The organism is Cereibacter sp. Soil_C_27 (genome assembly GCF_057657095.1).
Map to the genome: position 1 here is coordinate 398660 of NZ_JBDGJD010000004.1, position 26524 is coordinate 425183.

At 67.3% G+C, this 26524-nt stretch carries 25 protein-coding genes; 17 read left to right on the forward strand and 8 right to left on the reverse strand.

The genetic code is table 11. The features are described from left to right. The first annotated feature begins 1 nt into the window (after position 1). Positions 2-571: a nucleotide exchange factor GrpE gene (locus AC3A5Z_RS16760; RefSeq protein WP_169310863.1), complete on the forward strand. Its 570-nt coding sequence runs from the start codon at positions 2-4 to the stop codon at positions 569-571. 132 nt (positions 572-703) lie between these two features. On the opposite strand, the gene mutS is transcribed toward AC3A5Z_RS16760, so the two are convergent. Further along, positions 704-3307, reverse strand: coding sequence for a DNA mismatch repair protein MutS (gene mutS, locus AC3A5Z_RS16765; RefSeq protein ID WP_487520591.1), 2604 nt, complete (start codon positions 3305-3307; stop codon positions 704-706). A 163-nt stretch (positions 3308-3470) separates the two neighbouring features. On the opposite strand from mutS, the gene AC3A5Z_RS16770 reads away from it, so the two are divergent. Together AC3A5Z_RS16770 and AC3A5Z_RS16775 are read left to right on the forward strand one after the other, a co-directional pair. Next, entirely contained in the window at positions 3471-5726 is a 2256-nt protein-coding gene (locus AC3A5Z_RS16770) for an NADP-dependent malic enzyme (protein WP_487520460.1), read from the forward strand. Next, positions 5726-6586, forward strand: a complete 861-nt coding sequence (locus AC3A5Z_RS16775) for a ribokinase (RefSeq protein WP_487520461.1) — start codon at positions 5726-5728, stop codon at positions 6584-6586. Before AC3A5Z_RS16770 ends, AC3A5Z_RS16775 begins: the two co-directional genes overlap by 1 nt. Here AC3A5Z_RS16775 and msrA read toward each other — a convergent pair. Beyond that, positions 6573-7196: a peptide-methionine (S)-S-oxide reductase MsrA gene (gene msrA / locus AC3A5Z_RS16780; protein ID WP_487520462.1), complete on the reverse strand. Its 624-nt coding sequence runs from the start codon at positions 7194-7196 to the stop codon at positions 6573-6575. The genes AC3A5Z_RS16775 and msrA overlap by 14 nt on opposite strands. Positions 7197-7329: 133 nt before the next feature. Between msrA and AC3A5Z_RS16785 the strand changes: the two genes are divergently transcribed. The 3 genes from AC3A5Z_RS16785 to AC3A5Z_RS16795 are packed head-to-tail and all read left to right on the forward strand — an operon-like array spanning position 7330 to position 9431. After that, entirely contained in the window at positions 7330-8229 is a 900-nt protein-coding gene (locus tag AC3A5Z_RS16785; protein ID WP_136793394.1) for a D-amino acid aminotransferase, read from the forward strand. Beyond that, on the forward strand, positions 8226-8951 hold the full coding sequence (locus AC3A5Z_RS16790) for a sulfotransferase-like domain-containing protein (RefSeq protein WP_487520463.1): 726 nt from the start codon (positions 8226-8228) through the stop codon (positions 8949-8951). The genes AC3A5Z_RS16785 and AC3A5Z_RS16790 overlap by 4 nt, the downstream gene beginning before the upstream one ends. Before the next feature lie 30 nt (positions 8952-8981). Then, complete coding sequence (locus AC3A5Z_RS16795; protein WP_487520464.1) at positions 8982-9431, forward strand: hypothetical protein; 450 nt, start codon at positions 8982-8984, stop codon at positions 9429-9431. A 248-nt stretch (positions 9432-9679) separates the two neighbouring features. Here the strand turns inward: AC3A5Z_RS16795 and AC3A5Z_RS16800 are convergent, their stop codons facing one another. Together AC3A5Z_RS16800 and AC3A5Z_RS16805 are read right to left on the reverse strand one after the other, a co-directional pair. After that, positions 9680-10375, reverse strand: a complete 696-nt coding sequence (locus AC3A5Z_RS16800) for a tellurite resistance TerB family protein (RefSeq protein WP_487520465.1) — start codon at positions 10373-10375, stop codon at positions 9680-9682. Positions 10376-10509: 134 nt separating this feature from the next. After that, positions 10510-11736: an argininosuccinate synthase gene (locus AC3A5Z_RS16805; RefSeq protein ID WP_487520466.1), complete on the reverse strand. Its 1227-nt coding sequence runs from the start codon at positions 11734-11736 to the stop codon at positions 10510-10512. Between the two features lie 106 nt (positions 11737-11842). Here AC3A5Z_RS16805 and ilvA point away from each other — a divergent pair, with 106 nt between their 5' ends. Next, entirely contained in the window at positions 11843-13090 is a 1248-nt protein-coding gene (ilvA, locus tag AC3A5Z_RS16810) for a threonine ammonia-lyase IlvA (RefSeq protein WP_487520467.1), read from the forward strand. On the opposite strand, the gene AC3A5Z_RS16815 is transcribed toward ilvA, so the two are convergent. Beyond that, complete coding sequence (locus AC3A5Z_RS16815) at positions 13042-13389, reverse strand: Hpt domain-containing protein (RefSeq protein ID WP_487520468.1); 348 nt, start codon at positions 13387-13389, stop codon at positions 13042-13044. The genes ilvA and AC3A5Z_RS16815 overlap by 49 nt on opposite strands. A 216-nt stretch (positions 13390-13605) precedes the next feature. Between AC3A5Z_RS16815 and AC3A5Z_RS16820 the strand changes: the two genes are divergently transcribed. Beyond that, positions 13606-14808, forward strand: a complete 1203-nt coding sequence (locus AC3A5Z_RS16820) for a PP2C family protein-serine/threonine phosphatase (RefSeq protein WP_487520469.1) — start codon at positions 13606-13608, stop codon at positions 14806-14808. Here the strand turns inward: AC3A5Z_RS16820 and AC3A5Z_RS16825 are convergent. Next, positions 14799-15242 (reverse strand): NUDIX hydrolase, encoded by a 444-nt coding sequence (locus AC3A5Z_RS16825; RefSeq protein ID WP_487520470.1) that lies wholly within the window; start codon positions 15240-15242, stop codon positions 14799-14801. The genes AC3A5Z_RS16820 and AC3A5Z_RS16825 overlap by 10 nt on opposite strands. A gap of 76 nt (positions 15243-15318) precedes the next feature. Between AC3A5Z_RS16825 and hslO the strand changes: the two genes are divergently transcribed. The 7 genes from hslO to AC3A5Z_RS16860 all read left to right on the forward strand — a co-directional run bounded on the left by hslO (position 15319) and on the right by AC3A5Z_RS16860 (position 23627). Then, the gene (hslO, locus tag AC3A5Z_RS16830; protein WP_107661957.1) at positions 15319-16335 is read left to right on the forward strand and encodes an Hsp33 family molecular chaperone HslO; all 1017 of its coding nucleotides are present in this window, start codon (positions 15319-15321) and stop codon (positions 16333-16335) included. Then, a complete protein-coding gene (locus tag AC3A5Z_RS16835; RefSeq protein ID WP_487520471.1) occupies positions 16325-16915 on the forward strand; it encodes a CoA pyrophosphatase in 591 nt (196 codons plus the stop codon). The genes hslO and AC3A5Z_RS16835 overlap by 11 nt, the downstream gene beginning before the upstream one ends. Continuing rightward, positions 16912-18054 carry a CCA tRNA nucleotidyltransferase gene (locus tag AC3A5Z_RS16840; RefSeq protein ID WP_487520472.1) on the forward strand — a complete coding sequence of 381 codons (1143 nt, stop codon included), beginning with the start codon at positions 16912-16914 and terminating at the stop codon, positions 18052-18054. Before AC3A5Z_RS16835 ends, AC3A5Z_RS16840 begins: the two co-directional genes overlap by 4 nt. 61 nt (positions 18055-18115) lie before the next feature. Further along, on the forward strand, positions 18116-19960 hold the full coding sequence (locus tag AC3A5Z_RS16845; RefSeq protein ID WP_487520473.1) for an ABC transporter ATP-binding protein: 1845 nt from the start codon (positions 18116-18118) through the stop codon (positions 19958-19960). Then, positions 19957-21801, forward strand: a complete 1845-nt coding sequence (locus tag AC3A5Z_RS16850; protein WP_487520474.1) for an ABC transporter ATP-binding protein — start codon at positions 19957-19959, stop codon at positions 21799-21801. The genes AC3A5Z_RS16845 and AC3A5Z_RS16850 overlap by 4 nt, the downstream gene beginning before the upstream one ends. Further along, positions 21798-23036 carry a class I SAM-dependent RNA methyltransferase gene (locus AC3A5Z_RS16855; protein ID WP_487520475.1) on the forward strand — a complete coding sequence of 413 codons (1239 nt, stop codon included), beginning with the start codon at positions 21798-21800 and terminating at the stop codon, positions 23034-23036. The genes AC3A5Z_RS16850 and AC3A5Z_RS16855 overlap by 4 nt, the downstream gene beginning before the upstream one ends. 93 nt (positions 23037-23129) lie before the next feature. Then, positions 23130-23627, forward strand: coding sequence for a L,D-transpeptidase family protein (locus AC3A5Z_RS16860; protein ID WP_487520476.1), 498 nt, complete (start codon positions 23130-23132; stop codon positions 23625-23627). Positions 23628-23670: 43 nt separating this feature from the next. Here the strand turns inward: AC3A5Z_RS16860 and dalA are convergent, their stop codons facing one another. Continuing rightward, entirely contained in the window at positions 23671-24213 is a 543-nt protein-coding gene (dalA, locus tag AC3A5Z_RS16865) for a divisome-associated lipoprotein DalA (RefSeq protein ID WP_487520477.1), read from the reverse strand. 163 nt (positions 24214-24376) lie between these two features. Here dalA and AC3A5Z_RS16870 point away from each other — a divergent pair, with 163 nt between their 5' ends. Then, positions 24377-24979 (forward strand): L,D-transpeptidase, encoded by a 603-nt coding sequence (locus tag AC3A5Z_RS16870; RefSeq protein ID WP_487520478.1) that lies wholly within the window; start codon positions 24377-24379, stop codon positions 24977-24979. A 149-nt stretch (positions 24980-25128) separates the two neighbouring features. After that, the gene (locus AC3A5Z_RS16875; protein ID WP_487520479.1) at positions 25129-25308 is read left to right on the forward strand and encodes a hypothetical protein; all 180 of its coding nucleotides are present in this window, start codon (positions 25129-25131) and stop codon (positions 25306-25308) included. 71 nt (positions 25309-25379) lie between these two features. Here AC3A5Z_RS16875 and hemH read toward each other — a convergent pair whose 3' ends face one another. Beyond that, on the reverse strand, positions 25380-26450 hold the full coding sequence (gene hemH, locus AC3A5Z_RS16880; RefSeq protein WP_487520592.1) for a ferrochelatase: 1071 nt from the start codon (positions 26448-26450) through the stop codon (positions 25380-25382). Between the last annotated feature and the right edge of the window lie 74 nt (positions 26451-26524).

Below are 26524 nucleotides of genomic sequence, written 5' to 3' on the forward strand. Positions count from 1 at the left end.
CATGATGAATACGAGGAATGACGACATGGCCCAGGATCAGGCAGCCCAGACCCCGGCGGAAGAGGGCGATCTCGGGATTGAAGGGATCGAACCGATGGAAAACCCCGAACTCGTCGCCCTGCGCGCCGAGCGGGACGAGCTGCGCGACCGCTTCATGCGCGCGCTGGCCGATGCCGAGAACACCCGCAAGCGCGGCGAACGCGACCGCCGCGAGGCCGAGCAATATGGCAGCACCCGTCTGGCCCGCGACCTCCTGCCGGTCTACGACAACCTGCGCCGCGCGCTCGATGCCGCCAATGACGAAAGCCGCGCCGTGGCCGCCGCGCTGATCGAGGGCGTGGAGCTCACGCTGCGCGAGCTGCTCAGCGTGATGACCAAGCATGGCGTGACGCCCATCGTGCCGGAAATCGGCGATACCTTCGATCCGCAGCAGCATCAGGCGATGTTCGAAGCCCCTGTGCAGGGCACCAAGGCGGGCCAGATCATCCAGGTGATGACCGAGGGCTTCCTGCTGCACGACCGCCTGCTGCGCCCGGCGCAGGTCGGCGTGTCGTCGAACACCCAAGGCTGATCTGCTTGGCCAAGGCCGGGGGGTCACACCCCCAGCCCGACCACGGGCCGGGCGTTCTTCGCCGGAAACCCTCCACCGGAGGTTTTCCGGACGCTGATCACCCCCTGCGGGATGTTTGAGCCAAGATGAAAGTCAGAGCAGGGCCTTCATCTCGTAGACCAGCTTGAGCGCCTCCATCGGCGTCAGCTCGTCGGGCAGCACCCCTTCCAGCCGCGCCTCCACCTCCGACGCCTTCACTTTCGCCACAGGGGGCGGCGGCGGGGCGGCGCGGAACAGCGGCAGGTCGTCGATCAGCGCCTGCTTGCGCGCGCCGCCCTCGCGGTCTCCCGATTCCAGCGCGTTCAGCACGGTCTTTGCCCGCTCGATCACCAACGCGGGCAGCCCCGCCAGCCGCGCCACCTGCACCCCGTAGGAGCGGTCCGCCGCGCCCTTCCTGACCTCGTGCAGGAAGATCACGTCGCCCTCCCACTCCTTCACGCTCACCGTGGCGTTCTCCACGCCCGTGAGCTTGGCCGAGAGCCCCGTCATCTCGTGGTAATGCGTGGCAAACAGCGCGCGGCAGCGGTTCATGTCATGCAGATGCTCCAGCGTCGCCCAGGCGATCGACAGCCCGTCATAGGTCGCCGTGCCGCGCCCGATCTCGTCGAGAATCACCAGCGCCCGGTCATCCGCCTGGTTGAGGATCGCCGCCGTCTCCACCATCTCGACCATGAAGGTCGACCGCCCCCGCGCCAGATCGTCCGAGGCGCCGACCCGGCTGAACAGCTGACTCACCAGCCCGATATGCGCGCGTTTCGCCGGCACATAGCTGCCCGCCTGAGCCAGCAGCGCGATCAGCGCGTTCTGCCGCAGGAAGGTGGATTTGCCGGCCATGTTCGGGCCGGTCAGCAGCCAGATCGCCGGCGTCATCGCATCGGTCAGCGCGCAGTCATTGGCGACGAAGGGCGTGCCCGTCCGCGCCAGCGCCCGTTCCACCACCGGATGCCGCCCGCCCTCGATCTCGAAGGCGCGGCTGTCGTCGATGCGCGGCTCGGTCCAGTCCTCCGCCGCCGCCAGATCGGCCAGCGCCGCCGCCAGATCGACCTCGGCCAGCGCCCGCGCCGCCGCGCCCACCGGCCCGGCCTCCGCCAGCACCGCCTCGCGCAGCGCCGCGAAATGCGCCTTCTCGATCTCCAGCGCCCGGTTGCCCGCGTTCAGGATCTTGGTCTCCAGCTCCGACAGCGGCAGCGTCGTGAAACGCACCTGCCCGGCGGTGGTCTGGCGGTGGATGAAGGTCTCGGACAGCGGGGCCGACAGCATGCGCTCGGCATGGGTCGAGGTCACCTCGATGAAATAGCCCAGCACGTTGTTGTGCTTGATCTTCAGGCTGGCGATCCCCGTCTGCTCGACGAAGCCCGCCTGCATCGAGGCGATCACCCCGCGCCCCTCGTCGCGCAGCCGCCGCGTCTCGTCCAGATCCTCGTCGAAGCCCTGGGCGATGAAGCCGCCATCCCGCGCCAGCAGCGGCGGTTCGGCCACCAGCGCCCGATCCAGGAGGTCGATCAGCCGCTCATGCCCGCGCAGCGCCGCCCGCGCGTCGTCCAGCAGCGCAGGCGCCTCGGCGGGCAGCCGCCCCGAGATCGCCTCGGCCTGCGCCAGCCCCGCCCGGATCGCCGCGATGTCGCGCGGCCCCGCCCGGTCCAGCGCCAGCCGCGACAGCGCCCGGTCCATGTCGGGCACCCGGCGCAGATCGCCGCGCAGCTCCTCGCGCAGCCGCCCCTGCTCCAGCAGGAAGCGCACCGCGGCAAGCCGCGCCCCGATCACCGTCAGATCGCGCGACGGCGACGACAGCCGCCGCTCCAGCAGTCGCGCGCCCGGCGCCGTCACCGTCCGGTCCACCGCCGACAAGAGCGACCCTTCGCGCCCGCCGGACAGCGCCTGCGTGATCTCCAGATTGCGCCGGGTCGAGGCGTCGATCTGCATCGTGCCGCCCACCACCTCGCGGATCGGCGGGCGCAAGAGCGGCAGTTTGCCGCGCTGCGTCAGGTCGAGGTAATCGACCAGCGCCCCTATCGCCGAAATCTCCGCCCGCCCGAAAGCGCCGAAAGCCTCCAGCGTGCCGACGCCGTAGAGCGTGCAGAGCCGCTTCTCCGCCGACCCGCTGTCGAAGCTCGCCCGCGCCATCTCGGTCAGCGCTGCCCCGGCCTCCTCGACCAGCGCGTGCAGGTCGCGTCCCTCGGCCACCAGCACTTCCCGTGGCGCCAGCCGCGCCAGCTCCGGCGCCAGCCGGGTCAGCGAACAGCCCATCACCCGCATCTCGCCGGTCGAGATATCGCACCAGGCCAGCGCCGCCTCGTCGCGCACCTCGGCAAAGGCACACAAGAAGTTGTGGCGCCGCGCCTCCAGCAGACTATCCTCGGTCAGTGTCCCCGGCGTCACCAGCCGCACGACATCGCGCTTCACCACCGATTTGGAACCGCGCTTCTTGGCTTCCGCCGGGTCCTCCATCTGCTCGGCGATCGCCACGCGGAAGCCCTTGCGGATCAGCGCCAGCAGATAGCCCTCCGAGGAATGCACCGGCACGCCGCACATGGCGATATCCTCGCCCCGGTGCTTGCCGCGCTTGGTCAGCGCGATATCCAGCGCTTCCGCCGCCGCCACGGCATCGTCGAAGAACATCTCGTAGAAGTCGCCCATCCGGTAGAACAGGATCGCGCCCTGATGCTGCGCCTTGATCTCCAGATATTGCGCCATCATCGGCGTGACGGTTTCTTCGCTCACCACAATCCCCCAGAATGAGCCCAGACCCTACAAAACCGGCCCCCCGGGGAAAAGCCGCAAATCCTGCGTCCCAGCTATCCGTTGTGGCAGGGCAGGCAGGGGGCTAAGACGGGGGGGCTTGCACAAGGATGGCCCCCTGATGACCAAGATGAAGATCACCCCGGAAGAGGCGCTTGCCTATCATCTCGATCCCAAACCCGGGAAATACGAGGTGGTCGCCTCGACGCCGATGGCGACGCAGCGCGACCTGAGCCTCGCCTATTCCCCCGGCGTCGCGGTCCCGGTGCAGGCCATCGCCGACAACCCCGAGACCGCCTATGACTATACCGTCAAGGGCAACATGGTGGCGGTGATCTCCAACGGCACGGCGATCCTCGGCATGGGCAATCTCGGCGCGCTGGCCTCCAAGCCGGTGATGGAGGGCAAGGCGGTGCTGTTCAAGCGCTTCGCCGACGTGAACGCCATCGACATCGAGCTCGATACCGAAGACCCCGACGAGATCATCGCGGCGGTGCGGTTGATGGGCCCGACCTTCGGCGGCATCAACCTCGAGGACATCAAGGCGCCCGAATGCTTCATCATCGAGCAGCGCCTGAAGGAGATCATGGACATCCCGGTGTTCCACGACGACCAGCACGGCACGGCGGTGATCTGCGCCGCCGGGCTGATCAACGCGCTGGAACTGTCGGGCAAGCGGATCGAGGATTGCCGCATCGTGCTCAACGGGGCAGGGGCGGCGGGCATCGCCTGTCTGGAACTGCTGAAGACCATGGGCGCCCGGCATGACAACTGCCTGATGTGCGACACCAAGGGTGTGATCTGGCAGGGCCGCACCGAGGGCATGAACCAGTGGAAATCGGCCCATGCCGCCCGCACCGATCTGCGCACGTTGGAAGAGGCGATGCAGGGCGCCGATGTCTTCCTCGGCGTCTCCGCCAAGGGCGCCGTCACGCCCGAGATGGTCGCCTCCATGGCCGAGAACCCGGTGATCTTCGCCATGGCCAACCCGGACCCCGAGATCACGCCCGAAGAGGCCCATGCCGTCCGCCCCGACGCCATCGTGGCCACCGGCCGCTCCGACTATCCCAATCAGGTGAACAACGTCCTCGGCTTCCCCTATCTCTTCCGCGGCGCGCTCGACATCCACGCCCGCGCCATCAATGACGAGATGAAGATCGCCTGCGCCAGGGCGCTCGCCGCCCTCGCGCGCGAGGATGTGCCCGACGAGGTGGCGATGGCCTATGGCCGCAAGCTCAGCTTCGGGCGCGACTACATCATCCCGACGCCCTTCGATCCCCGGCTGATCTATGTGATCCCGCCCGCGGTCGCGAAGGCCGGGATGGATACCGGCGTCGCCCGCCGTCCGATCGTCGACCTGCACGCCTACGAGCTGGCGCTGAAATCGCGGATGGACCCGACGGCCAGCATCCTGCAGGGCATCCACGCCCGCGCAAAGGCGGCGCAGGCCCGGATGATCTTCGCCGAGGGCGACGACCCCCGCGTGCTGCGCGCCGCCGTCGCCTATCAACGCGCCGGGCTCGGCAAGGCGCTGGTGGTGGGCCGCGAGGCCGATGTGCGCGAGAAGCTCGAAGCCTCGGGCCTCGCCGACGCGGTGCGCGAGCTGGAGGTGGTGAATGCCGCCAACTCCCGCCACACCGAGACCTACAAGACCTTCCTCTACAACCGCCTGCAGCGCGGCGGTTTCGACGCGCATGACATCAACCGTCTCGCTACCCGCGACCGCCATGTGTTCTCGGCGCTCATGCTGGCGCATGGCCATGGCGACGGTCTGGTGACCGGGGCCACCCGCAAGTCGGCGCATATCCTGCAGCTCATCAACCACGTCTTCGACGCCAAGGCCTCCGACGGCGCGGTGGGTGTCACCGCGCTGTTGCACAAGGGCCGCATCGTGCTCATGGCCGATACGCTGGTGCATGAATGGCCCGAGGCCGAGGATCTGGCGGAGATCGCCGTCAAATCCGCCCGCGTCGCCCGCAATCTCGGGCTGGAGCCGCGCGTCGCCTTCGTGTCCTTCTCGACCTTCGGCTATCCGGTCTCGGAACGGGCGGCGAAGATGGGCGAGGCCTCGAAGGTGCTCGACGGCAGGAAGGTGGATTTCGAATATGAGGGCGAGATGACCGTCGATGTCGCGCTGAACCCGGCGGCGATGGCGCAATACCCGTTCTGCCGCCTCAGCGGCCCGGCCAACATCCTCGTCGTCCCCGCCCGGCACTCGGCCTCGATCTCGGTGAAGCTGATGCAGGAAATGGCCGGGGCCACCGTCATCGGTCCCATCTTGACCGGCGTCACCAAACCGATCCAGATCTGTTCGGTGAACTCGACCGTGAACGACATTCTCAACATGGCGGTGATGGCCGCCTGCAAGGTGGGCTGATGCTGCTGAATCTCGGATCGATCAACATCGACCACGTCTACCGCGTCCCCCATCTGCCCGAACCGGGCGAGACGCTGGGCGCGCAATCCTACGGCATGGGGCTCGGCGGCAAGGGCGCCAACCAGTCGGTCGCCGCCGCCCGCGCCGGGGCCCGCATCCTGCATATCGGCGCCATCGGCCCCGAAGGCCATTGGGCCCGCGCTGCCATGGCCGATTTCGGCGTCGACGTGACCCATATCGCCAAGGGCGAAGAACCCACCGGCCATGCCATCATCTATGTCGATGCCGGGGCCGAGAATGTCATCGTGCTCTACCCGGGCGCCAACCGCTGCGTGACCGAGGCCGATGTCACCTCCGCCCTCGCCGAAGCCGGGCCGGGCGACAGCCTGCTGATGCAGAACGAAACCTCGGCACAGGTCGAGGCCGCGCGGCTCGCCAGTGAAAGGGGCCTGCGGGTGATCTACTCCGCCGCGCCCTTCGATCTCGAGGCGGTGCAGGCGGTGCTGCCGCATGTCAGCCTGCTGGTGATGAACGAGGGCGAGGCCGCGCAGCTCCGCGCCGGGTTGGGCGCCCTGCCGCAGGTCGAGATGATCGTGACCAAGGGCGCCAGGGGGGCCGAATGGCTCTCCCCCGGCGCCGAACCGCTGGTCACGCCCCCCTTCGCGGTGGAGCCCGTCGACACCACCGGCGCCGGCGATTGCTTCATCGGCACGCTGGCCGCCGCGCTCGACGCCGGTCTCGGCCGCGAGGAGGCCATGCGCCGTGCCTCCGCCGCCGCCGCGATCCAGGTCACCCGCCCCGGCGCCTCGCAGGCCATGCCCACCGCCGAGGAGGTGACCGCCTTCCTCAGTGACCGATGAACGGCGCGTCCTTGCCCCACAGCGCCTCGATCCGCGCATCCCGTCCGCAGGCCTCGCGGTAAAGCCCGTAGGCCGTCGACTGCTTGCGCGGCCCGAAGCGGGTCAGCACGATGTTCGAGCCCTTGTAGTAGTCCTGGTGATAGTCCTCGGCGGGCCAGAACGGCCCCGCCTGCACCACCGGCGTCACGATCTCCTGCCCCAGCGCCGCTTGCGCCTCGGCCTTGGCCTTCTCGGCGCTCGCCTGCTGCGCCGCATCCGTCACGAAGACCGCCGTCCGGTAGCTCTCGCCCCGGTCGCAGAACTGCCCGCCCGCATCCGTCGGATCGACCGAGCGGAAGAACAGCCGCAGGATCTCGTCATAGCTGATCGTGGCATTGTCGAAGGTGATCTCCACCGCCTCGTAATGACCCGTCCCGCCACGCCCCACTTCCTTGTAGGTCGGGTTCTCGGTCGTGCCGCCGGTATAGCCCGACACGACCCCGCTCACCCCCTCGACCTTCTCGAAATCCGATTCGACGCACCAGAAGCAGCCCCCCGCCACATAGGCCTTCTCCGTCGCCGCCTCTGCCGCGCCCGCCATCATCACCAGTGCCAAGGCCAGTTTCATCATGATGCGTTCCTCCTGCGCGCAGACGATGGGCGCCCGAAGAAGCAGCGTCCACTCACCGCCACGTGAAACACGCATCGGTGATCGCTTTTCCTTTCCCGAACCCCGGTCTAGCCTGCCCCGAAAGGAGCCCCGCATGACCGATCACGTCACCACCCATCAGGCCGAGGAAGACGCCCGCAACGAAGAGATCCTGATCTGGCTGAACGGCCGCGTCGTGCCCAAGGCGCAGGCGCTGGTCTCGGTCTACGATTCCGGCTTCATGCTGGGCGACGGGGTCTGGGAGGGCATCCGCCTCTACGACGGTCGCTGGGCCTTCCTCGACGAGCATATCGAGCGGCTTTTCGAGGCGGCGAAGGCCATCGACCTCGACATCCGCCTGAGCCCCGCCGAGGTCATCGCCGCGATCCACGAGACGCAAGCCGCCAACGCCATGACCACCGACGCCCACGCCCGGCTGATGGTGACCCGCGGCGTGAAAACCCGACCCTTCCAGCACCCCTCGCTCTCGCGTCAGGGGCCGACCATGACCATCATTATGGAGCATTCGAAGCCCAAGATCCCGCGCCCGATCCGTCTCGCCACCGTGCCGCACATGCGCGGCCTGCCGATGACGCAGGACCCCAAGCTCAACTCGCATTCCAAGCTGAACTGCATCCTCGCCTGCATCGCCGCCGAAAAGGCCGGCGCGGACGAGGCGCTGATGCTCGACGTGCATGGCTTCGTGAACACCACCAACGCCTGCAACTTCTTCATCGTGAAGAAGGGCGCCGTCTGGACCAGTACCGGCGACTACTGCATGAACGGCATCACCCGGCAGAAGGTCATCGACCTCTGCCGCGCCAATGCCATCCCGGTGTTCGAGCGCAATTTCTCCCTCGTCGACACCTATTCGGCGGATGAGGCCTTCCTCACCGGCACCTTCGGCGCCCAGACCCCGGTCAGCACGATCGACGGTCGCAGCATCGGCACCGGCCAGATGGGCCCGATGACCGAGCGCCTGCGCGCGCTCTACAAGGATCTGGTGCGCGCATGAACATCGCCATGTGGTCCGGGCCGCGCAATCTCTCCACCGCGATGATGTATGCCTTCGCCGCCCGCGGCGATTGCGCCGTCTGGGACGAGCCCTTCTATGCCGCCTACCTGAGCCAGACCGGCATCGACCATCCGATGCGCGACGAGATCATCGCCGCGCATGAGGCCGATCCTGCGAAGGTCGCCGCCGCCTGCGCCGCGCCGCCGCCCGACGGCCAGCCGCTGTTCTACCAGAAGCAGATGACGCTCCACATGCTGCCCGGCATCGACCGCGGCTTCATGCGCAGCTGCCAGAACGTCTTCCTGATCCGCCACCCCGCCCGGGTCGTCGCCTCCTACGCGAAAAAGCGCGAGGGGCCGACGCTGGCCGACATCGGCTTCACCCAGCAGGCCGATCTCTTCGACGAGGTCGCAGGCTGGCAGGGCAAACCCCCCGTGGTGATCGACTCCGCCGACATCCGCGCCAACCCGAAAGCCGCGCTCACCGCCCTCTGCGCCGCGCTGGGCATCCCCTTCACCGACGCCATGCTGCACTGGCCCGCCGGAGGGCACGCCTCCGACGGCATCTGGGCCTCGCATTGGTATGGCGCGGTGCATCGCTCCACCGGGTTCGACGGCGACGAAGGCCCCTTGCCCGTGCTGGGCGGAGCCTATGGCGAACTTGTCGAGGCCGCCTTACCTTTATATCAGCGACTTGCTGGACAGAGGCTCGACTGCGGCTGATACTGCCGCTGCCTGGGTGGCGGCGTGTAGATGGTTTCACAAGATCAAGAGTTTCGCCTGTTCTGCCTGCTGCATGGTGAAAGCCAGCATTCTCCCCTGCTGCTTTCGCAAATACCCGAGCAAGTTTCGCACAATCTCGGATGGCGCGCGCGCAATGTTTTCATAACGACGCGCGACGCGCAGAAAATCCGTCACCATCCAATGCACGGGATGGATGCGGTCAAGGGACTACAGCTTCCGTTGGTAATCCGTCAGGGCGACTATTATCAGTCCCGGCTTCGCGGGTCGGAGTTTCAAATCGAGGTCGTATTGCATGAACTGGACAACCCGAAGCGGGCTTATTTCCTAGTGTTGTCGCGGGATCGACAAGACCGGGGTGTCTTCATCAGGACGTTCTACTTCACCTCGGCGCTTTCGCGAAACAAGATGAAGGACGCGACCCGACTCTTCGTTCAAAGCACGATCAGCTATTTCAAGTGAGCGAGGAGGGGGACCCACGGCTCCCCCTTTAGATCAGCCTTGCGGCTATCTGCGGACGTGGGCTTTACCGCATTTTCCTCGCCGTCAAGATAGCACGGTAGCGAAAAAAGTCAACCTGTAAGGTGTTGTAGACGCAGAATAATTTGCAATCAGAAACAGATTCAAGATCAATTGCTTAGCTTGACGGTCTAGGCGAAAGCAGGCGCCCGGCTGCAGCCTTCAAGGGCTGCACCCGGGCGCGCGGTCGTTCAGACGTCGCGCGTCAGCTCTTCCACTTCCTGCACCTCGGCATCCGACAGGCTCAGCCTTGCGCGCAGCGTGTCGAGATAGGCCTTGTTCTCCGGCGTGTTCGGGTCGATCGCGGCGCGCGAGGCCAGATAGAACTGCTCCGCCGTCTCGCGGTCGCGCACCTGCAGCAGCAGCCGGTCCAGCGGCTGCGGCTGTGCGATTTCGCGTTCCACCAGTCGGCGGTCGCTCTCGTCGGCCCCCGCTGCGTCGAGCTGGCCAATGATGCGCGAGCGTTCCTCGGTGGAAATCGCATTGTCGGCCCAGGCGGCGGCGACCATCGCCTGCAGCAGCAAGAGCGCCTTGGCGTCGGTGATGCGGTCCTCGCCCTCGGGCGCGGTCTGGCTCTGGGTCGGAGCCGCTGCAGGCTGCGGCTGGCTCTGGCCGGTCAGGCTCTCCATCACGCTGCCGATCATCCCACCGATGCCGCCCTGCGCCGAGGTCGGGGTGCCGGTCGTCTGGCCTGTCGCCTGATTGCCGCCGCTGCGCGACTGGTGATCCTGATAGGCGCGATAGGCCAGATAGGCCATCGAGGCGAGACCGGCCTTGCGGCCCATGCCGCCGCCCAGCATCGCCGCCGTTCCGAGCCCGCCACGCCGTCCGCCGCGCCCGGCCATCCGCGAGGCGAGCATCAGTCCCAGAACTTTCTTGAGGCTCATCGTCGTCTCCTGTCAATTATCCAGTCAGGTCAACCGACGGCGCGACAGGGGGTTCCGCAAATATGGATAAAGCGTAAACAGTTTCCCGTTTACGCTTTAATTTCAATTGGTTGGCTAGATTTTCACGCGTGAAATCAGCCCTTCACCCGGGCATTCCGCGTGGCGATCAGCTTCAGCCGCAGCGCGTTCAACCGGATGAACCCCGCCGCGTCCTTCTGATCGTAGGCGCCCGCATCCTCCTCGAAGGTGACGTGGGCCTCGGAATAGAGGCTATGCTCCGACCACCGCGCCACAGTCCGCGCGAAGCCCTTGTAGAGCTTCACCCGGACGGTGCCCGAGACATGCTCCTGCGACTTGTCGATCAATGCCTGCAGCATCTCGCGCTCCGGCGAATACCAGAAGCCGTTATAGATCAGCTCGGCATAGCGCGGCATGATGCTGTCCTTCAGGTGGCCCGCACCGGAATCCAGCGTGATCTGCTCGATCCCGCGATGGGCCTCCAGCAGGATCGTCCCGCCGGGGGTCTCGTAGATCCCGCGCGACTTCATCCCGACGAAGCGGTTCTCCACCAGATCGAGCCGCCCCACGCCATGCTTGCCGCCCAGCTCGTTCAGCTTGGTCAGGATCGTGGCCGGCGACATCGCCTCGCCATTGATCGCCACGGCGTCGCCCTTCTCGAAGGTGATCTCCACCATCTCCGGCTCGTTCGGCGCCTCTTCGGGCGAAACGGTGCGCTGGTAGACGTAGTCCGGCGCTTCCTCGCCCGGGTTCTCCAGCACGCGGCCTTCCGATGAGGTATGCAGCAGGTTGGCGTCCACTGAGAACGGCGCCTCGCCACGCTTGTTCTTGGCAATCGGGATCTGGTTCTGCTCGGCAAACTCCAGAAGCTTGGTCCGCGAGCTCAGATCCCACTCCCGCCAGGGCGCGATCACCTTGATCGCCGGGTTCAGCGCATAGGCGGTCAGCTCGAACCGGACCTGATCGTTGCCCTTGCCCGTCGCCCCGTGAGCCACCGCATCGGCCCCGGTCATCTCGGCGATCTCGACCAGCCGCTTGGCGATCAGCGGGCGGGCGATCGAGGTGCCGAGCAGATAGAGCCCCTCGTAGAGCGCGTTGGCGCGGAACATCGGGAAGACGAAGTCGCGCACGAATTCCTCGCGCACATCCTCGATGAAGATGTTGTCCGGGTTGATCCCCAGCATCACCGCCTTCTCGCGCGCCGGCTCCAGCTCTTCGCCCTGACCGAGATCGGCTGTGAAGGTGACGACCTCGCAGCCGTATTCCGTCTGCAGCCATTTCAGGATGATCGAGGTATCAAGCCCGCCGGAATAGGCGAGGACGACTTTCTTGGGCGCGGACATGCGGCAGGCTCCAATCTCGGGAAACTTTGCAGGCCGGTCTAGTGAAGTTTCCCGAAGGGAACAAGGGCCGGTGGCGTCCGGCGCGGCCGCGCTGTAGTCTCGCGCCATGACCCAGTTCACCGATGCCGCCCGTGCCGCCACCCTCGCCCTGCGCGACCTGTTCCCCGAAACGCCGCTGCAGCGCAACGACCACCTGTCGGCGCGCTACGGCGCCGAGATCTGGCTGAAACGCGAGGATCTGACCCCCGTGCGCAGCTACAAGCTGCGCGGCGCCTTCAACGCGATGCGCAAGGTGCGCGACACCCAGCCGGTGCAGCGGCAGTTCGTCTGCGCCTCGGCAGGCAACCATGCGCAGGGCGTCGCCTATGCCTGCCGGCATTTCGGGGTGCAGGGGGTGATCTTCATGCCCGTGACGACGCCGCAGCAGAAGATCGACAAGACCCGCACCTTCGGCGGCGAGGCCGTGGAGATCGTGCTGACCGGCGACTATTTCGACCAGACGCTGGCGGCGGCGCAGGCCTATTGCACCGCGCAGGGCGCGCATTTCCTGTCGCCCTTCGACGATGCCGACGTGATCGAGGGGCAGGCCAGCGTCGCCGTCGAGATCATCGAGCAGCTGGGGCAGGCGCCGGATCTGGTGATCCTGCCGGTGGGCGGCGGCGGTCTGGCCTCGGGCGTGACCGGCTATCTGCGCGACGTGGCGCCTGAAACCGCATTTCGTTTCGTCGAGCCGCTGGGCGGGGCGAGCCTGACGGCGGCGCTGAAGGCCGGGCAGCCGGTGGCGCTGCCGCAGGTGAACAGCTTTGTCGACGGGGCGGCGGTGGCCAAGCTGGGCAGCCGCACCTTCGCCATGCTCGACTGGGTGTCGCCCGCGCAGGTGCTGCTGGCGCCGGAGGACCGGATCTGCGGCACCATGCTCGAGATGCTGAACATCGAGGGCATCGTGCTGGAGCCGGCCGGCGCGCTGTCGGTCGACGTGCTGCCGGGGCTGGCGGAGGAGATCGCCGGCAAGACGGTGGTCTGCGTCACCTCGGGCGGCAATTTCGACTTCGAGCGGCTGCCGGAGGTGAAGGAGCGGGCGCAGCGCTTTGCCGGGTTGAAGAAGTATTTCATCCTGCGCATGCCGCAGCGTCCGGGTGCCCTGCGCGAGTTCCTGATGATGCTAGGGCCCGACGACGACATCGCCCGCTTCGAATACCTGAAGAAGTCGGCGCGCAACTTCGGCTCGGTGCTCATCGGCATCGAGACTCGGCAGGCCGAGAATTTCACCCGGCTGGTCACCGCGCTGGATGCGGCGGGCTTTGCCTATCGCGATATCACCGGCGACGAGGCGCTGGCCGAGTTCCTGATCTGACCGGCGATCTGCGGCAGCCTCGCCAGAAACTCCGCCCGCGAGGCGCGGTAACAGTGCAGCAGCGCGTCGAGGTCGACCTCCGTCGCCCGCTCGCCCGCCTGACAGAGCCCGGCGAAGCGGCGGAAGCCGAGCGTCGTGGCCGAGCCCTTGAGGAAATGCAGCGCCTCGGGCAGGCGGGTGGCGCCGGGCAGGGCCGCGATGGCCTCGTCGGTTTCCTCGAGAAACAGCGTCACCACTTCGGTGAAATCCTCCGCGCCGATCTCGTCGCGCAACTCATCCACCCGGGACCAGTCGATCATCGGTCTTCTCCCTGCCTCGCGCCCTCAGGCTGCGCTGCGGGCCTTAACGGCCGGTAAGCCCGTCTCCTGCCGTCATCGCGCATTTTAGGCTTCACCGTCTCTTAAGGCCCGGGACGCAATGCTGGGGCGTCATGTGAGCGGGGACGAGCGTTGCACGATCAGACGAGCCTGTTGCGCCTACCTCCGCGGGGTCAAACGCCGGAGACCGACCGTCATGTGCTGATCGTCGACGACAGCCGGGCGCAGCGCAAGATCCTCTCGGTCTCGCTTCTGCGCTGGGGCTTCCGGGTGACCGAGGCCGCCAGCGGCGAGGAGGCGCTGGCGCTGTGCCAGAGCTTCGGCTTCGACATGATCCTCAGCGACTGGATGATGCCGGGGATGTCCGGCCTCGAGTTCTGCCGCGCCTTCCGCGCCCTGCCGCGCGAGGGCTACGGATATTTCATCCTGCTCACCTCGAAATCCGAAACCGGCGAGGTGGTGGATGGGCTGGACTGCGGCGCCGACGATTTCCTCACCAAGCCCGTCGCCCCCGACGAGCTGCGCGCGCGGCTCCGCGCGGGGGAGCGGATCCTTGGCATGCGGGCCGAGCTGGTGGAGAAGAACCGCCTGCTCGGTTCGGCGCTGGGCGAGTTGCGCAAGGTCTACGATTCGCTCGACCGCGACCTGATCGAGGCGCGCAAGCTGCAACAGACGCTGATGCGCGACCGCCAGCGCAGGTTCGGCGCCTCGGCGGCGACGGTTCTGCTCCGGCCCTCGGGCCATGTCGGCGGCGATCTCGTCGGCTGTTTCGAGATCAACCCGCGCCGCGTCGCGCTCTATTCCATCGACGTCTCGGGGCATGGCGTGGCCTCGGCGATGATGACGGCGCGGCTGGCCGGGTTTCTTTCGGGCGCCTCGCCCGACCGCAACATGGCGCTGACCGGCCTGCGTCGCGGGCGGCGCGAGGCCTGGCCACCCGAGACGGTGGCGAGCCGCTTCAACCGCATGATGCTGGAGGAGATGCAGATCGAGCAGTATTTCACCATGGCCTATGCCGAGGTGGATCTGCAGAGCGGCAAGCTCTGGCTGGTGCAGGCCGGGCATCCGCACCCGGTGCTGCTGCGAGCATCGGGAGAGGTGGAGTTTCTCGGCGACGGCGGCTTTCCGATCGGGCTGATCGAGGAGGCGAGCTACGAGCGGGTGGAGGCGCAGCTTTTGCCCGGCGACCGGCTGCTGCTGGTGTCGGACGGGGTGACGGAATGCCCGTCACCGCAGGGAAAAGAGCTGGGAAATGCGGGGCTTGCCTGCATCCTGCGGGAAAACGCCACGATGGGCGGCGGCGACCTTCTGGAGGCGCTGGTCTGGAGCCTGCACGACCACGCGGGCGGCGCAGACTTTCCCGACGACGTGTCGGGCGTGCTCTTCAGCTTTCAGCGCTGAGAAAGCAGCTGTGCCAGCATCCCCCGGTCGCCCGCATTCCCCAGATGGTCGAGCGCCTCCCAGGCGTTCATCCAGACTGCGGTATGGCCCTTCTCGGACGGCGGGCCCAGCCGCAGCACGGGATGCGCCAGATAGACGGTGCAGACCTTTTCGGCCCATTTGTCGTATTCGGGCATGTAGGTGAAGCGGCGGAAGGCGCCCAGCCTGCGGTTCAGCGCCATCTTCCAGCCGGTCTCCTCGAACACCTCGCGGTGCAGCGCCGCCACCGGCTGTTCGCCCGGGTCGATGCCGCCGCCGGGCAGCTGGAACTCGGGCTTCGGCGCCTCCTGGAAGGTGGTCAGGATGTCGTCGCCGCGCAGCAGGATCGCATAGACACCCGGTCTGCGCGTGTAGCGCTGGCCCGCCTTCACCGCCTCGCCATACCGCCTGATCATGCCGTTCCCCTTGGTGCTTCGGTTGCCGTGACTATATAGGCGCGGTATGCCAAGGCTGACGCCCCAAGGAAACCCCATGACACTCGGATCCATTATCGCCTGGGACGACACCGTCCTGCCGTTTCAGCTTGACCGCTCCGACATCCGCGGCCGCGTGGTGCGTCTGGACGGCGTGCTCGACGAGGTGCTGTCGAAACACGACTACCCGCCCAAGATCGAGGCGCTGGTGGCCGAAGCCGCGCTGCTGACTGCGCTGATCGGCCAGACCATCAAGCTGCGCTGGAAACTGTCGCTGCAGATCCGCGGCAATGGCGCGGTGAAGATGATCGCCACCGACTATTACGGCCCGACCGATGGCGGCGAGCCGGCGCGGATCCGCGCCTATGCCAGCTTCGACGCCGAGGAACTCGATGCCGAGCGGCCACCCTTCGACCAGCTGGGCGAGGGCTATTTCGCCATCCTGATCGATCAGGGCGAGGGCACCTTGCCCTATCAGGGCATCACGCCGATCGCCGGCGGCTCGCTTTCGGCCTGCACCGAAACCTATTTCGCCCAGTCCGAACAGCTGCCCACCCGCTTCGAGCTGAGCTTCGGGCGGTCGCAGCTGCCGGGCGAGGCGTCGCACTGGCGCGGCGGCGGGGTGATGCTGCAGCACATGCCCAAGGCCTCGCCCTTCGCCGCCACGGCGGAAGGTCCGGGCGAGGGGGGCTCGGGCGATGGCGGGCTGCTTGCGCATCACGACATCCTTGACGGCGAGGAGGGCGAGAACTGGACGCGGGCCAACCTGCTGCTCGACACGGTCGAGGAGCTGGAGCTGATCGGCCCGACCGTGCAGCCCACCGACCTGCTGCTGCGGCTGTTCCACGAGGAAGAGCCGCGGGTCTATGACGCGCAGCCGCTGCGCTTCGGCTGCTCCTGCTCGGCGGAACGGGTGCGGCAGTCGCTGTCGATCTACCCGCCGGAGGATATCGCCGAGATGACCACGGAAGAGGGCATCCTCACCGCCGATTGCCAGTTCTGCGGCGCGCATTACGAGTTCGATCCCGCGACGCTTGGCTCCCAGGCTGCCGGGGGAGAGGCCGATGGGGCCTGACGCCCTTCGTCTTGCCCTGACCCGCGCGACCGACGCCTCGTCGGATTACGACCTCAACCCCGGCATCTCCTTGCCGGAGAGCCGCAAGCTGCGCGCCGCCGCCGTGCTGATCCCGGTCTGGGAAAGGCCGGGCGGCGCGCAGCTGATCCTGACCAAACGCGCCTCGCATCTGGCGCATCACCCCGGCCAGATCGCCTTTCCCGGCGGCAAGATCGACGCGGGCGACGCCTCGCCCGAAGCTGCCGCCCTGCGCGAGGCGGAGGAGGAGGTGGGGCTCGATCCGGCGCGGGTAGAGATCCTCGGCCAGCTGCCGCCGCACGAGACCGTGACAGGCTATACCGTTGTCCCGGTGCTGGCGCTGGTGCGGGGCGAGCTCGACTTCCGCTGCGACCCGCGCGAGGTGGAAGAGGTCTTCACCGTGCCCTTGGCGCATGTGCTGACCCCGGCGCGCTACCGGATCGAGCGGCGGCTGTGGCGCGGCGAGTGGCGGCGCTATTACACAGTGCCTTGGGGGCCCTATTACATCTGGGGCGCCACGGCGCGGATGCTGCGCGGGCTGGCGGTCAGGATGGCGGCATGAGGCTTTCGGGCGACTGGCTGGCGCAGGAGGGCACGCAGGGTCTCTGCGCCGCGCTGACCGGCGCCGGATACCGGGCGCTCTTCGTCGGCGGTTGCGTGCGCAATGCGCTGATGGAGAGGCCGGTGGCCGATCTCGATCTGGCGACCGATGCCCTGCCCGAGGAAGTGACCCGCGTCGCCAAGGCGGCAGGCTTCCGGGTGATCCCGACCGGGGTGGAGCATGGCACGGTGACGGTGATCGCCGGGGGCGTGCCGCATGAGGTCACCACCTTCCGCCGCGATGTGGAGACCTTCGGGCGCCATGCCACGGTGGCCTTCTCGGGCGATGTGACCGAAGACGCGAAGCGGCGCGATTTCACCATGAACGCGCTCTATGCGCTGCCCTCGGGCGAGGTGATCGACCCGCTGGGCGGCCTGCCGGACCTTCAGGCGCGGCGGGTGCGCTTCGTCGGCGATGCGGAGGGGCGGATCGCCGAGGATTACCTACGCATCCTGCGCTTCTTCCGTTTCCACGCGATCTACGGCGACCCCGCCGAGGGGCTGGATGCCGAAGGCCTCGCCGCCTGTGCCGCGCTTTCGGAAGGCATCGCCACGCTGTCGCGCGAAAGGATCGGCGCCGAGATGCGCAAGCTGCTGGGCGCCGGGGATCCGGCGCCTGCGGTGGCCTCGATGGCGCAGGCGGGCGTGCTGGCGCAGGTGCTGCCCGGCGCCGAGGCCCGGGCGCTGCCGCTTCTGGTGCATCTGGAGGCGGGCCGGGCGGCTGTCTGGCTGCGGCGGCTGGCCGTGCTGGGCGGCGAGGCTGCGGCGGAGCGGCTGCGCCTGTCGCGGGCCGAGGCGGCGCGGCTGGCGCTGCTGCGCGACGGCATCGGCAGCTTGCAGGGGCCGGGGGAGCTGGCCTATCGCCACGGCACCGAGGCCGCGACCGACATCCTGCTCGCCCGCGCCGCGCTGCTGGAGACGCCGCTGCCCGAAGCCTGGGAGGCCGCTCTGGCCGAGGGCGCTGCCGCGACGCTGCCGGTCTCGGCGGCGGATCTGATGCCTGCGCTGCAGGGCGCGGCGCTGGGCGCGCAGCTGCGCGAGATCGAGGCGCGCTGGATCGCGTCGGGTTTCCGCCTGAGCCGCGAGGCCCTTCTGGGCTGAGAGTTTTCCTTTTGGCGATTTTCGGCTATATCCACGGTCTGAGCAGAAGGCAGGCCCCCGGGTGTTCCGTTTCTTCGAAAATCTCGTCGATCCCTATGAGCCCTGGGCCCAGACGGATACGCCGCCGCGCAGGCTTTGGCCCTTCCTGAGGGAATATGTCCGGCCGTTCCACGCGGTCTTCGCGGTGACGGGCATCCTGTCGGTCATGGTCGCCTCGATCGAGGTGCTGCTGATCTGGTATGTCGGGCGCATGGTCGACCTTCTGGCGCAGGGCGAGCCGCAGGCGGTCTGGCAGAGCCACGGGACCGAAATCATCCTCGTCGGCGTGGCGATCCTCCTGGTGCGGCCGATCATCGCCGGGGCGGATGTGGCGCTGCTGCATAACACCATCCTGCCCAATTTCGGCACGCTGATCCGATGGCGGGCGCATACCCATGTGCTGCGCCAGCCGGTCGGCTGGTTCGAAAGCGATTTCGCCGGGCGCATCGCCAACCGCATCATGCAGACCCCGCCCGCCGCCGGGGATGCGGTGTTCCAGACCTTCGATGCGGTGGCCTTCGCCATCACGACGATGATCGGCTCGGCGCTGGTGCTGGCCGATGCCGACCCGCGACTGATGCTGCCGCTGCTCGTCTGGTTCGTGCTCTATGCCGCGCTGGTGCGCTGGACGTTGAAGCGGGCGGGGCCGGCCTCCAAGGCCTCCTCCGATGCGCGCTCTGCCGTGACCGGGCGGGTGGTGGACGCCTATACCAACATCCATTCGGTCAAGCTCTTCGCGCATCACGACCGCGAACTGCGCTATGCCCATGACGCCATCGAACATGCCCGCAGCACCTTCCAGAAGGAGATGCGGATCATCACCAAGATGGACGTGACGCTGACGCTGCTGAACGGCTTCCTCATCGTCTCGGTCACCGGCTGGGCGCTCTATCTCTGGTTCCACGGGCAGGCGACGGTGGGGATCGTCGCGGCGGCCACGGCGCTGGTGCTGCGGCTGAACAACATGACCTACTGGATCATGTGGGCCACCACCTCGCTGGTGCAGGCGCTGGGCGTGGTGGCCGAAGGGATGGAGACCATCGCCCAGCCGATCGGGCTGGTCGACGCCAAGGCGGCGAAGCCGCTGGAATTTCGCGAGGGCCGGGTGGAGCTGCAGGAGCTGTCGCACCATTACGGGCGCGGCTCGGGCGGGCTGGACCGGATCTCGCTGACCATCCGCCCGGGCGAGAAGATCGGCATCATCGGCCGCTCCGGCGCCGGGAAATCGACGCTGGTCAAGCTGATGCTGCGCTTCTACGACCCCGAAAGCGGTCGCATCCTGATCGACGGGCAGGACATCACCCAGGTCACGCAGGACAGTCTCCGGCGGCAGATCGGCATGGTGCAGCAGGATTCCTCGCTGCTGCACCGTTCGGTGCGCGACAACATCCTCTACGGACGCCCCGACGCCAGCGAGGAGGAGATGATCCTCGCGGCGAAACAGGCCGAGGCGCATGACTTCATCCTGACGCTGGAAGATCCCGAGGGCCGCAAGGGCTACGACGCCCATGTCGGCGAACGCGGGGTGAAACTGTCGGGCGGGCAGCGGCAGAGGGTCGGGATCGCCCGGGTGATCCTGAAGAACGCGCCGATCCTCATCCTCGACGAGGCCACGTCGGCGCTCGATTCCGAGGTGGAGGCGGCGATACAGGACACGCTCTACGGCGTGATGGAAGGAAAGACCGTGATCGCCATTGCCCACCGGCTCTCGACCATCGCCGCGATGGACCGCATCGTGGTGCTGGACGACGGGCGCATCGTCGAGACCGGCAGCCATGCCGACCTGCTGGCGCAGGGCGGGCTCTACGCCCGCTTCTGGGCGCGGCAGTCCGGCGGCTTCATCGGCATCGAGGATGCGGCGCAATGAGTCTCCTGCGCCTTGGCGGGCTGATCGACGCCTTCCGCCCCGCCGACGGGCCGCCGCCGCAGCAGCTGGGCGCCTTCCTGCGCTGGTGCCTGCGCGGCTCCTGGCCGATGCTCTGGCTCGCCGCGCTCGTCTCCTCGCTCAGCGGCGTGACCGAGGTCGTCTCGGCGGCAATCATCGGCTGGGTGATCGACGCGGCGCTGGCGGCGGGGCCCGAGGCCTTCTTCCGCGAGGAGATGCCGCTGCTGATCGGCTTCGTGCTGTTCTACCTTCTGCTGCGCCCGCTGATGTTCGGCATCGCCGCCGCCGCCAACTCGATCATCGTCGGGCCGAACGTGCTGCCGCTGGTGCTCAGCCGCCTGCACCGCTGGACGTTGGGTCAGGCGGTCACCTTCTTCGACAATGATTTCGCCGGCCGCATCGCCCAGAAGCAGATGCAGGCCGCCCGCGCCGCGACCGATGTCGCGACCGAGACGATCAACACCGTGGCCTTCGCGCTGGCCTCGGTGATCGCCTCGGTGGTCTATCTCGTCGCCATCGACTGGCGGATGGCGGCGGCGCTGGCCGTCTGGCTGGTCGCCTATATCCTGCTGATCCGCTTCTACCTGCCGCGCATCCGGCAGAACTCTGCGGCGCGGGCCTCGGCGCGGGCGATGGTCTCGGGGCAGGTGGTCGACACGATCACCAACATCAAGACGGTCAAGCTTTTCGCCCATGCCGCCTTCGAGGATCGCGTCGCCCTGCAGGCGATGGAGGTGTTCCGCGACCGTTCGCTGGAGTTCGGGGTGATCTCCACCTGGTTCCGCCTGTCGCTGATGACGCTGGCGGGCGCGCTGCCGGTCCTGATGATCGGCGGCACGCTGGTGCTCTGGCAGCAGGGGCAGGCGACGGCGGGGGCGATTGCCGCGGCGGGCGCCATCTCGATGCGGATCGCGCAGATGTCGGGCTGGGTCAGCTTCACGCTGATGTCGATCTACACCTCGGTGGGCGAGGTCGAGGACGGGATGAACACGCTCTCGGTGCCGCATACGCTGGCCGACAGCGAAGGCGCGCGCGACCTGCCGCGCATCCGGGGCGAGATCACCTTCGACAATGTGACCTTCGCCTATGGCCGGACCCGCGGCGGGGTGAAGGATCTGCGGCTGACCATCGCGGCGGGCGAGAAACTGGGCATCGTCGGCGCCTCGGGGGCGGGGAAATCGACGCTCGTCTCGCTGCTCCTCAGGCTCTACGACCCCGAGACGGGCAGGGTGCTGGTCGACGGGCAGGACCTGCGCGACATCACGCAGGAGAGCCTGCGGCGGCAGATCGGCATGGTCACGCAGGAAACCGCGATGTTCAACCGCTCCGCCCGCGACAACATCCTCTATGGCCGCCCCGATGCCAGCGACGACGAGATGCTGGACGCCTCGCGCTCGGCCGAGGCGCATGAGTTCATCGAGGGCATGATCGACCATACGGGGCGCCGCGGCTACAGCGCCTTTCTCGGCGAGCGCGGGGTGAAGCTGTCGGGCGGGCAGCGCCAGCGGATCGCGCTGGCCCGGGCCTTCGTCAAGGACGCGCCGATCCTCGTGCTGGACGAGGCGACCTCGGCGCTCGACTCCGAGGTCGAGGCTTCGATCCAGGAAGCGCTGGACCGGGTGATGCAGGGCAAGACCGTGCTCGCCATCGCACACCGGCTGTCGACCATCGCGGCGATGGACCGGATCGTGGTGCTGGATCAGGGCCGTCTGGTCGAGGAAGGCACGCATGACGCGCTTCTGGCGCAGAATGGGCTTTACGCGCGCTACTGGAACCGGCAATCCGGCGGCTTCATCGGGATCGAGGAAGAGGCCGCAGAGTGATCGTCACCATCGAGAGACTGGGCCATCTGGGCGACGCCATCGCGCAGGGGCCGTCGGGCACGATCTTCGTGCCGCAGGTGCTGCCCGGCGAGGTGGTCGAGGGCGAGGTGACCGGCGACCGCATGGCCGCGCCGAAGATCCTCACCCCCTCATCCGACCGCGTCCGCCCGCCCTGTGTCCACTTCCGCACCTGTGGCGGCTGTTTGTTGCAGCATGCCTCCGATCCCTTCGTCGAGGGCTGGAAGCAGGAGGTCGTGCGCTCGGCGCTGCAGGGGCAGGGGCTGGAGGCGAGCTTCCGCCCGATGCATGTCTCGCCGCCGCGCTCGCGCCGCCGGGCGACGCTGTCCGGCCGCCGCACCAAGGGCGGGGCGCTGATCGGCTTCCATGCCCGGGCCTCCGACGTGCTGGTGGCGATCCCGAACTGCATCCTGCTCGACCCCGAGCTGATGGCCGCCTTCCCGGCGCTGGAGGCCCTGGTGATCACCGGCGGCTCGCGCTCGGCCGAGCTGTCGCTGACGGTGACACGCAGCCTCGCCGGGCCGGATGTGGCGGTGACCGGCGGCAAGCCGCTGGACAGCGACCTGCGGCTGGCGCTGGCGCGGGTGACCGCCGAGCATGGCATCCCCCGCCTGACCTGGGATGGCGAGGTGGTGGCGCTGCACACCGCGCCGATGCAGCAGATGGGCGAGGCGCGCGTCGCCCCGCCGCCGGGCGGCTTCCTGCAGGCCACGCCGCAGGGCGAGGCCGCGCTGCTCGAGGCGGTGAGCGAAGCCATCGGCGACGCGCGCAAGGTGATCGATCTCTTCGCCGGGGCGGGCACCTTCGCCCTGCCGCTGGCCAGCCGCGCCGAGGTGCATGCGGTGGAGAGCGATGCCGCGATGATGCAGGCGCTCGACAAGGGCTGGCGCAACGCCACCAACATCAAGCGGGTGACCACCGAGACGCGCGACCTGTTCCGCCGCCCGCTGGAGCCGGACGAGTTCCGCCATGTCGATGCCGTGGTGATCGACCCGCCGCGCGCCGGGGCCGAGGCGCAGATGACCACGCTGGCGAAATCCGGCGTGCCGGTGATCGCCGCGGTCTCCTGCAACCCGGTGACCTTCGCCCGCGACGCCAAGATCCTGCTCGCCGGCGGCTACCGGCTCGACTGGGTGCAGGTGGTCGACCAGTTCCGCTGGTCTGCCCATGTGGAGCTTGCGGCACGGTTTTCCCTGCCCAAGGCGGGGCGTCGATAACGGCCACGTGAGGCGGCTGTCGAAAGAAGAGCTAGGCACAGAGCCCGTTTTTCGCTATTTCCTTGGAAAAAAAGCGGAACGGGCAGTAGTGACATGACTCTCTTCAGGATCATCCTGGCGTTCGTGCTGGCCTTGGGCCTCACGGCATGCGGGGACTCGAAATTCAAGACCTATCGCGGTCCGGCGGTGACCAGCATCCAGGTGCACAAGGCCGACCGGAAGATGTATCTGCTGCACCACAACAAGGTGCTCAAGCAATACAATGTCGCGCTGGGCTTCATGCCGGTCGGGCACAAGCAGTTCGAGGGCGACGGCAAGACGCCCGAAGGCGGCTACTGGATCGACCGCAACAACCCCAACAGCGCCTATCACCTGTCGCTGGGGATCTCCTATCCGAACGTCTACGATTCCGAGATGGCGCTTCTGGCGGGCAAGAAGCCCGGCGGCGACATCTTCATCCATGGCCGGTCGAACTGGAAGGGCACCAACAGGGGTGACTGGACGGCGGGCTGCATCGCGGTCACCGACAAGGAGATGGAGACCATCTATTCGATGATCCGCGTTGGAACGCCGATCCACATCCTGCCATGAGAAAGGGCGGGGAAATCCCCGCCCGCTCCAACGTCCCTGCGGCTCAGTTCGCCGCCATCGGGAAGGGCTGCATCGCCCCCGCGGACGAGCCGGTGATCAGCGTCCACCAGATCTTGCCCTGCGGCTCCTGATACCAGGCAAAGCCCAGCTGCGTCGCCTTGGGGTCCAGCACCACGTCGCGCGTATCGGGCAGATCCATCCAGGCGGCGAGCGTTTCCAGCTCGGTCTGATAGGTCTCCGAGATCAGCTCGCCCAGCAGCATGCCCTGATACCCCGCCCGCTGCACCCGAACCAGCGGCGAGGAGCCGTCGGAGCCGAAGTGCCAGGGGCGGTTCTGCACCGACATGTCGCGCGAATGGGTTGCGGCGGCGGCGTTCAGCTGGGCGTTCAGTTCCAGCGGTGCGGCGCCCCGGGCCTGACGCAGCGAGTTGACCGAATCGAGCACCCGGTAGGTGATCGCGGAGGTGTCGGTGAGCCGGTAGATCTGCGGCAACGGCTTGCCATCCGGCCCGAGCGCCGGGGCTTGCGGGGCGCAGGCCGAAAGAGCAATGGCCCCGCAGAGTGCGAGAACGGAGAATTTGGTCATTTCCTGTCCACCCGTAAGCTTGTTCGGGCCGTCTTATCAGAAAGCCCCTGCGATATTCAAACGCAACTCTGCGTGAGAAGGTCCGAGCGGGTGGGATTGATTTGCGGCTGTCCGGTCAAGAGCGTAAAACGAAAGGCATCTTACCTCTCAAGGAGACTAGCGGATGAGTGCCGATCACTCGAACAAGCTCAATCGCCGGGCGCTGCTGGGCGTTGCCGCAGCCGGGCTCGGGTCGCTGGCTTTGCCCGCCCTTGCGCAGGACGGCACCACCGAGATGGAACCGCCGGCCACGGGCCCCGTCCGGAACAACATCTCCAGCTTCCGCATGCTGGACTGGAAGCCCTATTTCGACAACACGCGGAACGGCGCGATCCTCGTCGACACCACCTCGCGCGCGCTGCACTACTGGTCCGAGGACCAGTCGACCTACCTTCTGTTCCCCACCTCGGTGCCGCTGTCCGAAGACCTGACCCGGCTGGGCCGCACCGAAGTGGTGCAGAAGGTCGTCGCGCCGACCTGGCGCCCGACGCCCTCGATGCGCGAGCGCAATCCGGAATGGCCGGAGGTGGTCGAAGGCGGCTCGCCCGACAACCCGCTCGGCACCCATGCGCTCTACCTGTCCTGGACCTATTACCGCATCCACGGCACGCATGACACGCGCAAGATCGGCCGGAGATCTTCCAACGGTTGCATCGGATTGTACAACGAACATATCCAGCAACTCTTCCCGCTCTCGAAGGTTGGGACACAGGTGTTGCTTATTTGACAATGCGCTCCGGCGGCGCATTTCGGGCTCCATGAGCAAGATTGCAAAGGCCAAATGAAGCTGCTTAGAAAACTTCACGAGGTACAGTCTTGGGTGCACATCTTCGCCTCTGCAAAACTTCGGTGATGTGCGATAATTGGAGGTTACTTATGAAGAAACTTGCGCTCGCCGCCGCCCTGTCGGTCGCCGCTTCCTCCGCCTTCGCTGGCGGCATGGTTGAACCGATCATGGAGCCGGCAGTCGTCGAAGCTCAGACGTCGTCGTCGGCCGGTGGCGTCGTCGTTCCGCTGCTGCTGCTGCTCGTCGTCGCCGCCGCGGCTTCGAACTGATCCGATCCCGTCGGAAATGGAAAGGGCGGTGAGTTTCCTCACCGCCCTTTTCCTTTACCGCAAGGCCGGGCTCAGCGCCGCCAGCCCGCCAGATTCTCGGTGATCACCTCGACCAGCGCGCGGATGTGCAGCTCGTCGTCGTTGAGGCAGGGGATGTAGGTGAAGCTCTCGCCGCCCGCATGCTCGAAGGCTTCGCGGATCTCGCCGTTGATCTCTTCCAGCGTCTCGATGCAATCGGCCGAAAAGGCCGGCGCCATCACCGCGATGCGCTTCTTCCCGGCCTTCGCCAGCTCGGCCACATGCTCCACCGTATAGGGCTTCAGCCATTCCTCCGGCCCGAAGACCGACTGGAAAGTGGTGTCGATCGAGCCCTTTTCCCAGCCCAGCCGCTCGCGCAGCAGCCGTGACGTTTTGGCGCACTGGCAGTGGTAGGGATCGCCCGACATGAGATAGCGCTTCGGCATCCCGTGGTAGGAGGCGACCAGCACATCGGGCCGGTGATCGAGCGCCGCATAGGCCCGCTCCACCGATTGCGCCAGCGCGTCGATATAGAGCGGATGGTCGAAATACTCCGGCACGGTTCGTGCGGCGGGCTGGCGCTTTTCCTTCATCAGCGCGCGGAAGAAGGCGTCGTTCGCCGTGGCCGAGGTGGCGCCCGCGTAATGCGGATAAAGCGGGAAGAACAGGATCTTCTCGCAGCCCGCCTCGACCATCGCCCGCACCTTCGACTCGGTGGAAGGATTGCCGTAGCGCATGCAGAAATCCACCATCACGCCGTCGCCCATCTGCGCCTTCATCGCCTCGGCGATCTTGGCCGTCTGGTCCTTGGTGATGGTCATCAGCGGGCTCTCGCCCTTGTCGTGGTTCCAGATCAGCTTGTAATTCGCGCCCGAGCTGAAGGGCCGCTTGCTCAGGATCAGCAGCTGCAGCAGCGGCTGCCACTTCCACGCCGGATAGTCGATCACCCGCTTGTCCGAGAGGAACTCGTTCAGGTAGCGCCGCATCGACCAGTAGTCGTAATTGTCCGGCGTGCCGAGATTGGCCAGCAGCACCCCGATCTTCGCCGTCCGCACCGGCGGGTGATCGGCGGGCGCATGAGCCAGCCTCGCCTGTCCCGGCAGGATCGGGTCCGAGGAAGTCATCGCTTGGGCAGTGCCCGGCGGGGCGTGCAGCATTGGGGCGTCCAGTCCATTTCACGTCGGCCCACGAGACATAT